The 12410-nt window shown below is 68.8% G+C and carries 12 protein-coding genes; 5 read left to right on the top strand and 7 right to left on the bottom strand.

Annotated elements, in window-relative coordinates; genetic code table 11:
• Positions 1-17: 17 nt before the first annotated feature.
• The 3 genes from J8I33_RS31725 to J8I33_RS31715 form a co-directional block, all read right to left on the bottom strand.
• Positions 18-1265 (bottom strand): MFS transporter, encoded by a 1248-nt coding sequence (locus J8I33_RS31725; RefSeq protein ID WP_050016119.1) that lies wholly within the window; start codon positions 1263-1265, stop codon positions 18-20.
• A gap of 151 nt (positions 1266-1416) precedes the next feature.
• Positions 1417-1740 carry a hypothetical protein gene (locus J8I33_RS31720; RefSeq protein WP_011660795.1) on the bottom strand — a complete coding sequence of 108 codons (324 nt, stop codon included), beginning with the start codon at positions 1738-1740 and terminating at the stop codon, positions 1417-1419.
• A 104-nt stretch (positions 1741-1844) separates the two neighbouring features.
• Complete coding sequence (locus J8I33_RS31715; RefSeq protein ID WP_050016121.1) at positions 1845-2918, bottom strand: porin; 1074 nt, start codon at positions 2916-2918, stop codon at positions 1845-1847.
• Positions 2919-3244: 326 nt separating this feature from the next.
• On the opposite strand from J8I33_RS31715, the gene J8I33_RS31710 reads away from it, so the two are divergent.
• On the top strand, positions 3245-4159 hold the full coding sequence (locus tag J8I33_RS31710) for a helix-turn-helix transcriptional regulator (RefSeq protein WP_124557031.1): 915 nt from the start codon (positions 3245-3247) through the stop codon (positions 4157-4159).
• Positions 4160-4392: 233 nt separating this feature from the next.
• Here the strand turns inward: J8I33_RS31710 and J8I33_RS34800 are convergent, their stop codons facing one another.
• Positions 4393-4521 (bottom strand): hypothetical protein, encoded by a 129-nt coding sequence (locus tag J8I33_RS34800; RefSeq protein ID WP_260436430.1) that lies wholly within the window; start codon positions 4519-4521, stop codon positions 4393-4395.
• Between the two features lie 91 nt (positions 4522-4612).
• Here J8I33_RS34800 and msrB point away from each other — a divergent pair, with 91 nt between their 5' ends.
• The 4 genes from msrB (at position 4613) to J8I33_RS31690 (ending at position 9211) form a co-directional block, all read left to right on the top strand.
• Positions 4613-5143, top strand: a complete 531-nt coding sequence (gene msrB / locus J8I33_RS31705; RefSeq protein ID WP_050016152.1) for a peptide-methionine (R)-S-oxide reductase MsrB — start codon at positions 4613-4615, stop codon at positions 5141-5143.
• Between the two features lie 34 nt (positions 5144-5177).
• Positions 5178-7046: a cytochrome c biogenesis protein DipZ gene (locus tag J8I33_RS31700; protein ID WP_209939767.1), complete on the top strand. Its 1869-nt coding sequence runs from the start codon at positions 5178-5180 to the stop codon at positions 7044-7046.
• Between the two features lie 60 nt (positions 7047-7106).
• Positions 7107-7850 carry a peptide-methionine (S)-S-oxide reductase MsrA gene (gene msrA / locus J8I33_RS31695; RefSeq protein ID WP_209928775.1) on the top strand — a complete coding sequence of 248 codons (744 nt, stop codon included), beginning with the start codon at positions 7107-7109 and terminating at the stop codon, positions 7848-7850.
• Between the two features lie 245 nt (positions 7851-8095).
• Positions 8096-9211, top strand: a complete 1116-nt coding sequence (locus J8I33_RS31690) for an aromatic ring-hydroxylating dioxygenase subunit alpha (protein ID WP_050016159.1) — start codon at positions 8096-8098, stop codon at positions 9209-9211.
• 43 nt (positions 9212-9254) lie between these two features.
• Here the strand turns inward: J8I33_RS31690 and J8I33_RS31685 are convergent, their stop codons facing one another.
• The 3 genes from J8I33_RS31685 to J8I33_RS31675 are packed head-to-tail and all read right to left on the bottom strand — an operon-like array spanning position 9255 to position 12300.
• Positions 9255-9644, bottom strand: a complete 390-nt coding sequence (locus tag J8I33_RS31685) for a cytidine deaminase (RefSeq protein ID WP_050016161.1) — start codon at positions 9642-9644, stop codon at positions 9255-9257.
• Positions 9645-9669: 25 nt separating this feature from the next.
• Positions 9670-10986 carry a thymidine phosphorylase gene (deoA, locus tag J8I33_RS31680; RefSeq protein ID WP_124557663.1) on the bottom strand — a complete coding sequence of 439 codons (1317 nt, stop codon included), beginning with the start codon at positions 10984-10986 and terminating at the stop codon, positions 9670-9672.
• Between the two features lie 39 nt (positions 10987-11025).
• Positions 11026-12300 (bottom strand): NupC/NupG family nucleoside CNT transporter, encoded by a 1275-nt coding sequence (locus J8I33_RS31675; protein WP_027786234.1) that lies wholly within the window; start codon positions 12298-12300, stop codon positions 11026-11028.
• Positions 12301-12410: the final 110 nt, after the last annotated feature.

The following is a 12410-nucleotide window of genomic DNA, read 5'->3' as shown; positions in this document are numbered from 1 at the left end:
GGGCGGAGGCACGCGCGTCAGTCGAGCGCGCGGTCCTTCAGTTCCGGAATCAGCGTGACCGTGACGATCATGTCGAGCACGTAAAGCGCGGCCAGCATCGCGATCGCGATCTGAAACGAATAGCGCGCGGCGAGCGCGCCGACGACGAGCGGCCCGAGCCCGCCGATCGCACGGCCGACGTTCCACAGCACGTTCTGCGCGGTCGCCCGCACCGCGGTCGGATACGCTTCGGACATCAGCGTGCCGTAGCCGCCGACCATGCCGTTCACGAACATGCCCATCAGCGCGCCAGCCCACAGCATCGTGGCCGGGTCCGTCAGCCGCGAATACACGAATACCATCGCCACCGCGCCGAGCTGGTACAGCAGGAACGTCGGCTTGCGGCCGATCCGGTCGGCCAGGTGTCCGAACAGCCAGACGCCGGCCATCATCCCGAGCACGGTCACCGCGGTCCACACTCCGGATTTCGTCAGCGAGAAGCCGAGCTGCTTCGACAGGAACGTCGGCATCCAGATCATGATCCCGTAGTAGCCGAAGTTCTGCACCGCGCACAGCACGACGATGCCGATGCTCGTGCGGGTCGTGCGCGCATCGGCGAACAGCAGCCGGAAACGCGCGCCCGTGCGCGCCGGCTGCTGGCTCCGGACGAACACTTCCGGCTCGTGCAGCTTGTTGCGCAGCACCCAGGCGACGATCGCGGGCAGCACGCCGATCGCGAACATGCCGCGCCAGCCGACGCTCTGCAGCAGCAGCGGCGTCAGCAGCGACGCCGCGAGCACGCCGCTCTGCCAGCCGAGCGCCACGTACGACGACACGCGGGCGCGCTTGGCTGCAGGCCACGCTTCGGCCGCGAGCGCCATGCCGATGCCGAATTCGCCGCCGAGGCCGATGCCGGCGATGGTCCGGTACGCGAGCAGATCCCAGAAGCCCTGTGCGAACGCGCATAGCCCGGTGAACACCGCGAAAAGCAGGATCGTCCAGGTCAGCACGCGTACGCGGCCGTAGCGATCGCTGAGCGTGCCGAAAATCACGCCGCCCGCGACCGCGCCGACCAGCGTCCACGTGACGAGCGCCCCCGCCTGCTGCGCGCCGAGCTGCAGCGACGCCGAAATTGCCGGCAGCATGAAGCCGAGGATCAGCAGGTCGAAGCCGTCCATCGCATAGCCGATGGCCGAGCCGGCCAGCACTTTCCACGCGTAGCGCGACACCCGTTCGGGCGGTGCGCCGGCGGGCGCGGCCGCGGAGGATCGAAGGTTCGCTTCCATGATTGTCCGTATCGTGAGGAGGAAATATCGATGCCGGCGGTCCGTTTCGCGGTCGTTTGTCGTTTTTTCTAGACGAACTGACCGCGACCCGATCGTCGGCATCGCACAGCTTAAGGGCGCGGCCCGGGCAGATTCGCGCCGGCGTCGCGCATCAGACGACCAGTTCCTTCGACACCTGCGCGGCGAAGCCGTTGAGCGCCGCGAGCAGCGCGTCGTCCGAGCGCCCGCTCGCATCGCTCAGCCGCCGCGCGTGCTCGCGCAGTTCGGCGAGAAACGCCTGCACCGTCTCCGTGCAGACCGCCACGCCCTCCTGCCGTTCGGCGAACGTCGCGGCCGCCTGTGCGAGCAGCACCAGCGCCGCCGATTCCCGCCCGTGCGGCGCCGCCGCGTCCCGGCAGCGCGTCGCGAACCGGTGAATGTCGGAAAAGCCGACGACGTCCTGTGCCAGCCACTGCGTGGCGTCCATAAGGTTCATGCTTTCCTCCTCGTCTAAATATTTAGACTACCCGCATCAAAAACGGAATGCAAGCATCCGATGTATCGGGGTAAACCGCGAAGCCTCGCATCGCGATGCCTGCGTCAGAAACGCGTGCGCAGGCCCGCGCCGTACGTGATGCCGGTCGATAGCCCGCCGACGTGATCGACCTTGATCGCCGAATAGAGGTCGGTGCGCTTCGACAGCAGATAGTCGTAGCCGAGCGCACCGGTGCTGCGATGCGCGCCGTCGGCGAGCGCCCCGCTCGAATGCGTATACGCGTAGCTCGCCAGCAGCGAACCCACGCCGATCGGCACGCTGACGCCGGCCTGCAGCGTATCGCCGTGGAAGTTGCCGCGCTGCGCGCGGTTCGCGACGTTCATGTACTGCGCGAACAGCTTCACGACACGCCAGTCGTACCACGCGCCGACCTGCACCGTGCGCTGGCTCGACAGGCCCGGCGCCGCGGCGAGCGCGCCGTCGAGATCGCCAGGCGTCGCGCTGAAATTCACGTACTGGAAGACCACGGCGGCCGCGAACGCGCCGCGCGCGTAGTTCGCGTTGACGCTCCATTTCTTGGCGCCGTTCCGGCCGGCCGTATTGCCGAGTGCATACAGCAGCCCCGCATTGAAGCCGCCGAACGTCGGGCTCGTATAGGCGAGCGCGTTGTTCCACGCCGAATCGCCGACCACGCCCTCGGCGCCCACGCCCTTGAACGTGTGGAAAATCATCGGCGAGAACGTGTACGAATTGAACAGCGGGTTGAACTGGATCGTCGCGAGATACAGCGGCGTCGTGATCCGGCCAAGACGAAGCTGGCCGAACCGCGTCTGCAATCCCGCGTACGCATTGCGCGAAAACAGGCTGTCCCCGGCGTAGCGGCCGTACGCGCCGCTTTGCGGTTGAAAGTAGCTTTCGAGCACGAAGAACGCCTTGTTGCCGTTGCCGAGATCCTCGCTGCCGCCGAGGCCCCAGAACGACGTCGTCATCCCGCCGCCCGACTGCACGAGCGCCGTGCGAGCGCCGGGTTGCTTCACCGAACCGACGAAAGCGTCGGCAACGCCGTACAGCGTCACGCTCGACTGCGCGTGCGCGAGCGGCGCGATGCCAATGGCGCCTGCCGCGCCGGCCATCAGGAATCCTGCCCGAAATCGGGCGCACGGGGTGCGCAACGTCATGCTTTTCTCCTCCCGGCGCAATGGGCCGGCACGTGGGAATGTCTGGAAGGTGCGATGCCTCTATCGCCGACGGCGTCTGCGCGCGCGCCGTTCGTCCAAATATTTAGACGGCGTGCCCGCACACGGACACGGGCCCGTCGCAGGCCGTTACCGCGCACAAGACGAGCGCAAGCCGCGGGTGTGCGAGCATCCGTCGTCGGCTACGTTAAAATACCCGATACAAAAAAATAGACAAACATCGATCTTCGCGATGCCCCCGACAGGATGGCGGCGCGGTCGCGCAACCGGTGTCTGTCGATTTTTCACCCGCCACCTAGAGGTACTTCATGTCCACCGCCGGTTCCCGAAAAACGCGTCTGCGCGGCGCGCGCTTCGACTTCGACAGCATTGGCGAGCGCTTGCGCGCGTACCGGATGGCTGCCGAGTTGCGCAGCGAGGATGTCGCCGAGCGCCTGAACATCTCGCGCGCGGCGGTCTACAAGCTCGAACGTGGCGAGATCGTCAAGATCGATACGCTCGAGCGGCTCGCCGCGCTGTTCGGCGTGTCGCTCGCGAACCTGATGGGCGTCGAGGTCGAGTATCACGATTCGGCGATCAGCTATTTCGAGCGCATGCGGCAGATCGAGAGCCGCTCGCAGCGGATCTTCGCGCATTTCGATCCGTTCTCGTTCCTGCTGACCTCCGACGATTACGAAGGCTGGCTGCGCCAGATGCTCGAGGAAAGCATCCCGCCGTCGCTGACCGATGCCGCGTGGCGGCAGACGCTGTCGAAAGTGATGGCGATCCTCGCGGACCGGAAAGCCGCGTTCCGACGCGCACCGCTGAACGTGACGAGCCTGATCGGGCTGCGCCAGATCGAGCAGTTCCTGCACCACGGCCTGGTCGGCCGCCTCGGGCTGCCGCCGGGCGTGCAGCTCGAGCGCAAACTGGCGGCGCGCCGGGAAGTGATGCGAATCGTCGGGATGCTCGAGGACGATGCGAAAGGCGTGCGTATCGGCATCGTCAGCGACAACCTGCCGAACGAGACCTTCCAGATCTTCGAGGACGACGACAGCGCGCATATCGCGGTATCGCCGTTCCGGCTCGGCGAGCTGCCGAACATCCGTACCGGCATCGCGACGATCACCACGTCGGCGGATGCCGTCGCGATGTACCGGAAGATGATCGACCGGCTGTGGACCGATTCCACGAAGGGGGCCGCCGGGGCCAGGCTGCTCGTCGACCTGCTCGACCGGGCGTAGTGCGGCGTCGCATCGACCATGCGCGGTCCGGTGGACCCGCATCGCGTGCGTTCCTGCACCGTTCTTCCTGACCTGGCCCCCTGAAGTTTCTACATAAAAACCGTCAAACTTCCGCGTCCACACGCGCATCGGCCGCCCGACGTGATGCGCAACCGCGATCCAACCACGCTCGTATCCCGATCCGATTCGACCGGCAAGCCCAAGTCCGGATTCATCACGCGGCTCGACGAACACTAAAAAGACAATAAAAACCGCGTCTCGAACAGATGCTCGGTCAACATCGGCCGCTCACCCGCCCGATGGCCGTTGCCAGCTGGCGCTTCGGCAAATTCCAGCGCACCGCGACGGAACATCCCGATCATCACGATTCGTTTAACTTTCCGTGAGGACTTCGACACCGGCCGCCGCCTACGATGAGCGCATGTTTTCAGCACCTGCTTCCAGGAGCCCATCATGCCCACCCGCAGACATCTGCTGTTCGCCGGCGCCACCGGCCTCGCCGCGCTCGCGGCGCTGTCGTCCGCCGGCCACCGCGCGCTGGTCGGCCGCGCGTTCGCCGCGCCGCCGGCCGGCTCGCCGAAGGCCGCCCCGTTCGAGATCACGCTCAGCGACGCCGAATGGCATCGCCGGCTCACGCCCGCCCAATACACGGTGCTGCGCGAAGCCGGCACCGAGCGGCCGTTCACCAGCCCGCTGAACGACGAGCACCGGCACGGCACGTTCGCGTGCGCCGGCTGCGACCTCGCGCTGTTCTCGTCGGCCACCAAGTTCGACAGCCATACGGGCTGGCCGAGCTTCTGGAAACCGCTCGACCATGCTGTCGGCACCGACACCGACGCGTCGTTCGGGATGGTCCGCACCGAGGTGCACTGCCGCCGCTGCGGCGGCCATCTCGGCCACGTGTTCGACGACGGCCCCGCGCCGACCGGCCTGCGCTACTGCATGAACGGCCTCGCGCTCGCGTTCCACCCGGCTGCCGCCTGATCCGGCCCCGCCCCATCCGACTGGAGAACGCCTCATGCTGCTCATCGTCCTTGCCTATCTCGGCGGCGTGCTCACGATCCTGAGCCCGTGCATCCTGCCCGTGCTGCCGTTCGTATTCGCGCGCGCCGACCAGCCGTTCGTGCGCACCGGCCTGCCGCTGCTCGCCGGCATGGCGCTCACGTTCGCCGTCGTCGCGACGCTCGCCGCCGTCGGCGGCGGCTGGGTCGCGCAGGCCAACCAGGCCGGCCGCTGGATCGCGATCGTGCTGCTCGCCGTGTTCGGCCTGACGCTGCTGATGCCGCGTTTCGCGGAACACCTGACGCGCCCGCTCGTCGCCGCCGGCAACCGGCTCACCGGCTTCGCGCAACGCGACGGTCGCCCGGCCGGCCCGGCGTCGTCGCTGCTGCTCGGCGTCGCGACGGGCCTGCTGTGGGCGCCGTGCGCGGGCCCGATCCTCGGCCTCGTGCTGACCGGCGCCGCGCTGCGCGGCGCGAGCGTCGGCACGACGCTGCTGCTCGTCGCATATGCGGCCGGCGCGGCGACGTCGCTCGGCGTCGCGCTCGTGATCGGCGGCAAGGTGTTCGCCGCGATGAAGCGCTCGCTCGGTGCCGGCGAATGGATCCGCCGCGGGATCGGCGCGGCGCTCCTGGCCGGCGTCGGCGCGATCGCGCTCGGCCTCGATACCGGCGCCCTCGCGCAACTGTCGACGGTCACCACGGGCGGGCTCGAAACGAAGCTCGTCGACCGCCTCGGCGGCCGCTCGAACGGCGCGCCGGCGGCACCGGCGGCACCGGCTGCGACCGCCGCTACCGACGACGCGACGGGCGGCGCGATGATGGCCGCCGCAGCCGATGGCGCACCGGCCGGCGGCGGTGCGATGGCCGGCAGCGCGATGATGCGCGCGGCCGGCGCCACCGCGTCCGCGCTGCCGGTCGAAGGCACGCTGCCGTCGCTCGACGGCGCGGTGCAGTGGCTGAACTCGCCGCCGCTGACGGCGGCCGGGCTGCGCGGCAAGGTCGTGCTGGTCGATTTCTGGACGTATTCGTGCATCAACTGCCTGCGCACGCTGCCGTACACGACTGCGTGGGCACGCAAGTACGCGCCGTACGGGCTCGTCGTGATCGGCGTCCACGCGCCGGAATTCGCGTTCGAGCGCGACATCGGCAACGTGAAGAAGGCCGTGCACGACCTCGGCATCGACTACCCGGTCGCGATCGACAACGGCTATTCGATCTGGCGCGCGTTCAACAACGAATACTGGCCCGCGCACTACTTCATCGATGCGCAAGGGCGGATCCGCCATCACCACTTCGGCGAAGGCGAATACGCGCAGTCGGAACGCGCGATCCAGTCGCTGCTCGCCGAAGCCGGCCACCCGGACGCGCTGAACGTGCCGCTCGGCCTCGCCGGCGCGCCCGCGAAGGGTGCGCTCGCGGCGGCCGACAGCGCGAACGTCCGCTCGCCCGAAACCTATGTCGGCTATGCACGCGCGGAAAGCTTCGCGTCGCCGGGCGGCGTCGTGCGCGATGCGGCGCACCGCTACGACGCGCCGGCCGGCCCGGATCTGAACGGCTGGGGCCTCGCGGGCACGTGGAACGTCGGCGCCGAGCGCGCGTCGCTGGCCGCGCCGGATGGCCGGATCGTCTACCGCTTCCATGCACGCGACCTGCACCTGGTGCTCGGCCCGGGCACGAGCGGCCGGCCCGTGCGCTTTCGCGTGACGCTCGACGGCGCCGCGCCCGGCGCCGCGCATGGCACGGATGTCGACGCGCAGGGCTACGGCACCGTCACCGGCCAGCGCCTGTACCAGCTCGTCCGGCAGACCGGCACGATCGCCGACCGCACGTTCGCGATCGAGTTTCTCGATCCGGGGGTCGATGCGTACGCATTCACTTTCGGCTGATCGCGCGCGCTACCGCCATCCCGGCGCCGCTTTTCCCAACGCATTCCGAAGGAGCAAAACATGAACCCGATCCCTATCCGCGATGCCGCCGGACGCCGGCGCGCCGCCATGCTGCGCCGCATCGGCGCCATCGCCGTCGCGGCGGCCGCCGTGTTCGGCTACCAGCGCATCGTCAATTCCGCCGAGCCGATGCGCACCGTGCCCGCGCCGACGCTCGACGAAACGCCCGGCGCGTCGCACGACGAGACGGCCGTGTTCGCCGGCGGCTGCTTCTGGGGCGTGCAGGGCGTGTTCGAGCACGTGAAGGGCGTGAAGCAGGTGACCGCCGGCTACGCGGGCGGCGCGTCCGAAACCGCGCACTACGCGCTCGTCGGCTCGGGGCTCACGGGGCACGCGGAATCGGTACGCATCGTCTACGACCCGACCCAGGTCACGTACGGCCGGCTGCTGCAGGTGTTCTTCTCGGTCGCGCACGATCCGACGGAGCTGAATCGGCAGGGCCCCGACGAAGGGTCGCAGTACCGCTCCGCGATCTTCCCGACCACCGCGCAGCAACGCACGGTCGCGACCGCGTACATCGCGCAGCTCGGCGGCGCGCATGTGTTTGCGGCGCCCGTCGTCACGCGCGTCGAAGCCTACAAGGGCTTCTATCCGGCCGAGGCCTATCATCAGAACTACCTCGAACTGCACCCCGACGCGCCGTATATCGCGTTCAACGACCTGCCGAAGGTCGCCGGGCTGAAGCAGCGCTTCCCGGCGCTGTACCGCGCCGACCCGGTGCTATGGCGCGAAGCCCGCTTATGATTCGTTCATGAATCGCTTGCGACCGTCTGCTCGCGGCATGACGGGGCTGCCGCCCGTCGCCCGGCAGAGCCGCCGGCACCACGCACCAGCGGCGTCCCGTTTGCGCCGGATCAACGAACCGGCGGACGCGATGCCGGGGCAAACCCGCATCGCATCCGCCGCGATCGGCAACTTCGCGTAGACTCTCCTGATTCCCGCCGCTTCTTGCGGCGTTCGACATTCAGTCCCGCCAGGAGGCGTCACGCATGCGCGCAGTGCCTTTGCCTGACAGCAACACCCTCGAAGAACCGTCCACCGGCGCGGTCGTGCGCGACCTGCGCCGCGTGCCCATTCACCCGGATCACTGGTACCCGCTCGCGTGGTCGCGCGAGCTCAAGCGCGGCAAGACGCTCGGCGTGCGCTTCGCCGGCGATCCGATCGTGCTCGTGCGCACCGAATCGGGCGCCGTGTATGCGCTCGAAGATCGTTGCGCGCACCGCCAGGTGCCGCTGCACGCGGGCGTCGTGAGCGGCGAAACGCTGCGCTGCTGCTATCACGGCTGGACCTACGCGTGCGACAGCGGCCGCTGCGTCGACGTGCCCTACCTCGGCCGCGAGCGCTTGCCCAACGGCGTGCGCGCGTATCCGTGCCGCGAGGCACACGGGCTGATCTTCGTGTTTCCGGGCGACGCGACGCTCGCCGACGAACGGCCGTTCCCCGCGCTCGAATCCGCGGACAATCCCGCGTACAAGACGCGCCGCTTCGGCCGCGAGGTCAAGTGCCACTACTCGTTCATGCACGAGAACCTGATGGACATGAACCATCAGTTCCTGCATCGCAAGCAGATGGGGCAGATGCGCGCGCGCTCCGTGGGCCGCCGCCGCGGCGACGACTGGGTCGAGGTCGACTACACGTTCGCGCGGATGGAGGGCAAGCAGCCGGTCGGCGAGGCGCTCGTGTTCGGCGCGAGCAAGAAGCCGGCCGACCAGTCCGACAAGAGCGTGATGACGGTGCGCACCGGCTACCCGTACCAGACGCTGCAGATCCGCTCGAGCGAAGGCACGCTCGTGATGGACCTGTGGATCGTCTACGTGCCGCTCGACGCCGAACAGCGCACCAACCGCACGTTCGGGCTGCTGTCGATCCACAAGCCCGGCATCCCGTTCGCGCTCGATCTCGCGTGGCCGCTGCTCGTGTGGTTCACCGAGCGGATCTTCCGCGAGGATCGCTGGATCGTCGAGCGCGAGCAGGAAGCGCACGACGCCCAAGGCGCCGACTGGAACCACGAGGTGTTTCCGGTCATCAACGAGCTGCGCGACCTGCTGCGCCAGTGCGGCGCACGCACCGTGATCCCGATCCGCGACGCGCGCGACAGCGCGTGACATGACGCATGCGACGCGCGGCGGCTCGCCGCCGCGCGTGTCGTTACAGCGTGAACGCGCCCGGCAGCAATGCGCGGGCCGTCGTGACCTCGACGGCCCCTTTCAGGTTCGCGAGGATCACCTCGATATCGGGCTTGCCGATCTCGATGATCACCTGACGACATGCGCCGCACGGCGCGATCGGGCCGTCCGTGTCGCCGACGACCGCGAGCCGCGCGAAATCCCCCGGCCGATGGCCGGCGGCGATCGCCGCGAACAGCGCCGTACGTTCCGCGCAATTGCACAGTCCGTACGACGCGTTCTCGACGTTGCAGCCGTGGAACACCGTGCCGTCGCGCGCCAGCAGCGCCGCGCCGACCTTGAAGCGCGAATACGGCGCATACGCGCGTTCGCGCGCCGCCTTCGCCTGTTCGATCAGTTCGTCTCGTTCCATCGTGGTGATGCCTCCGGGAGCAGGGTCAGCCGATCTGCTGGTAAAGGGTCGGCGGCGCTTCGCCGGTCTCGCCGAGCACGTAGCTGTGGCGCACGGCGTCCGCCGCGTGGGCCGCGGCCGCTTCGTCGCGGGCATGCACGAAACCGAGCGGCTCGCCCGCCTCGATGCGCTGCCCGATCTCTGCAAGCGCCGTCAAGCCGACGCTGACGTCGATCGCGTCCTCCGCGCGCGTGCGGCCGCCGCCGAGCGCGACCACCGCCAGCCCGAGCGCGCGGCAATCGACGCGCTGCACCACGCCGCTCGCGGGTGCCGCCACCGGCACGATCACGGCCGCCCGCGCCAGATGCCGCGCGGGCGCGTCGATCAGGTCGGCCGGGCCGCCGAGCGCGACGACCATCCGCGCGAAACGCTCGGCCGCCGCGCCGGAATCAAGCGCCTGCTGCAGCTTCTCGCGTGCGTGGGTGGCATCGCGCGCCAGCCCGCCGGTCACGAGCAATTCGGCCGACAGCGCCATCGTCACGTCGTGCAGACGCGCGGGACGCGACTTGCCCGTCAGGTAGTCGATCGCGCACGCCACTTCGAGCGCATTGCCCGCGCACGGCGCGAGCGACTGGTTCATGTCGGTGAGGATCGCGGTCGTCTTCATGCCGGCGCCGTTGCCGACGTCGACGATGCTGCGCGCCAGTTCCGCCGATTTCTCCGCGGTCGGCATGAACGCGCCGGAGCCGACCTTGACGTCCATCACGAGCCCGTCGAGCCCTGCCGCGAGTTTCTTCGACAGGATCGACGCGGTGATCATCGCGACCGATTCGACGGTCGCCGTCACGTCGCGGATCGCATAGATGCGCTTGTCGGCCGGCGCGAGCCGCGCGGTCTGCCCGATGATCGCGACGCCGACCTCGCGCACCGTGCGGCGAAACGCGTCCGTCTCGGGCATCACGTCGTAACCGGGAATCGCGCTGAGCTTGTCGAGCGTGCCGCCGGTGTGTCCGAGCCCGCGCCCCGAAATCATCGGCACGTAGCCGCCGCACGCGGCGACCATCGGCCCGAGCATCAGCGACACGACGTCGCCGACGCCGCCCGTCGAATGCTTGTCGATCACCGGCCCGCCGAGATCGAGCGCGCGCCAGTCGAGCACGTCGCCCGAATCGCGCTGCGCGAGCGTCAGCGCGACGCGTTCGTCGGTGCTCAGGTCGTTGAAATACACGGCCATCGCGAACGCGGCCACCTGGCCCTCGGTCACGCTGCCGTCGGTCACGCCGCGCACGAACGCGGCCATCCCGTCGCGATCGAGCGGCTGCCCGTCGCGCTTCCTGCGAATGAATTCCTGCGGTAGAAACATCGTTGCCTCGCCTTGATCGGTCGGAGTCTGCTGCACGGTTCAATGCAGCGAGAAAAACAGCCCGGCAATCGCCGCGCTCATCAGGTTCGACAGCGTCGCGGCCGTCAGCGCGCGCAAGCCGAGCCGCGCGACGTCCGAGCGGCGCTCCGGTGCGACCGCGCTGAAGCCGCCCGCGAGAATCGCGATCGACGAGAAGTTCGCGAAACCGCACAGCGCGAACGACACGATCGCGAGCGTCTTCGGGTCGAGCACCTGCAGGCCGGCCGCCGCCGCATGCGCGCCGCCCTTCAGGTACGGCGACAGGTCGCCGTACGCGACGAATTCGTTGAAGATCAGCTTCTCGCCGATGAAGTTGCCGGCCAGCGTCGCATCGTGCCACGGCACGCCGATGATCCACGCGAGCGGCGCGAACAGGTGGCCGATGATGCCGACCAGCGTGACCTGCGGAAAGCCCGCGAACGCGGCGGCGCCGCCGACGATCAGGTTCATCAGCGCGATCAGCCCGACGAACGCGATCAGCATCGCGCCGACGTTGATCGCGATGCGCAGGCCGACCGACGCGCCGGATGCGGCCGCCTCGATCACGTTGGCGGCGCGCTTGTCGTCGAAATCGAGGCCGTCGACCACCACGCGGCTCGGCTCGACGGTCGGAAACAGCAGCTTGCCGAACAGCAGCCCGCCCGGCACCGCCATGAACGACGCGGCGAGCAGGTACTCCATCTTCACCCCGAGGCCGGCATAGCCGACCAGCACCGAGCCCGCGACCGACGCCATCCCGCTCGCCATCACCGTGAAGATCTCGGCGCTCGTCATGTTGCGCACGAACGGCTTCACGAGCGCGGGCATCTCGCTCTGCCCGAGGAAGATCGTCGCGACGGCCGAGCACGCCTCGATGCGGCTCACGCCCAGCACTTTCGCGAGCCCCGCGCCGAGAATCGCGACGATCCACTTCATCACGCCGATGTAGTACAGCACCGAGATCAGCGCGGTGACGAAGATGATCATCGGCAGCACGCGCAGGCCGAATACGAACCCGCCATCGCCGAACAACTGGAACATCCGCGCGTCGACGAGCCCGCCGAACACGAACGCGATGCCGTGATTGCCCATGTCGAGCACGCGATTGACGCCGTTCGCGGCCGCGGCCAGCGCTGCGCGGCCGGACGGCACGAACAGCACGAGCGCGCCGATCGCGAACTGCGTGAGCAGCGCGGCGATCATGGTCCGCGCGCTGACCGCGCGGCGGTTGTTCGACAGCAGATACGCGACCAGCAACAGAAACAGCATACCGAGGAGACTGCGCAGAATATCCACCTTTGTGCTCCTTTCTCACTATTTGAACTGTCCGGCGGGCGGCCCGTGCCCGCGACCCGCGTGATCGGGTGGGTGGATGTTACTCGCTCGATATGCACGCCCGCAACGTC

Origin of the sequence: Burkholderia sp. AcTa6-5 (assembly GCF_017815075.1) — a bacterium.
GTDB lineage: Bacteria > Pseudomonadota > Gammaproteobacteria > Burkholderiales > Burkholderiaceae > Burkholderia > Burkholderia sola.
Note: the sequence above shows the minus strand (reverse complement) of the source record. Positions and strands in the feature narration are given on the sequence as shown.

Bases quoted from the DNA above. Each gene is read 5' to 3' on its own strand.
- J8I33_RS31725 (WP_050016119.1), bottom strand. From the start codon at position 1,265: ATGGAAGCGAACCTTCGATCCTCCGCGGCCGCGCCCGCCGGCGCACCG.
- J8I33_RS31720 (WP_011660795.1), bottom strand. From the start codon at position 1,740: ATGAACCTTATGGACGCCACGCAGTGGCTGGCACAGGACGTCGTCGGC.
- J8I33_RS31715 (WP_050016121.1), bottom strand. From the start codon at position 2,918: ATGACGTTGCGCACCCCGTGCGCCCGATTTCGGGCAGGATTCCTGATG.
- J8I33_RS31710 (WP_124557031.1), top strand. From the start codon at position 3,245: ATGTCCACCGCCGGTTCCCGAAAAACGCGTCTGCGCGGCGCGCGCTTC.
- J8I33_RS34800 (WP_260436430.1), bottom strand. From the start codon at position 4,521: ATGATCGGGATGTTCCGTCGCGGTGCGCTGGAATTTGCCGAAGCGCCA.
- msrB (WP_050016152.1), top strand. From the start codon at position 4,613: ATGCCCACCCGCAGACATCTGCTGTTCGCCGGCGCCACCGGCCTCGCC.
- J8I33_RS31700 (WP_209939767.1), top strand. From the start codon at position 5,178: ATGCTGCTCATCGTCCTTGCCTATCTCGGCGGCGTGCTCACGATCCTG.
- msrA (WP_209928775.1), top strand. From the start codon at position 7,107: ATGAACCCGATCCCTATCCGCGATGCCGCCGGACGCCGGCGCGCCGCC.
- J8I33_RS31690 (WP_050016159.1), top strand. From the start codon at position 8,096: ATGCGCGCAGTGCCTTTGCCTGACAGCAACACCCTCGAAGAACCGTCC.
- J8I33_RS31685 (WP_050016161.1), bottom strand. From the start codon at position 9,644: ATGGAACGAGACGAACTGATCGAACAGGCGAAGGCGGCGCGCGAACGC.
- deoA (WP_124557663.1), bottom strand. From the start codon at position 10,986: ATGTTTCTACCGCAGGAATTCATTCGCAGGAAGCGCGACGGGCAGCCG.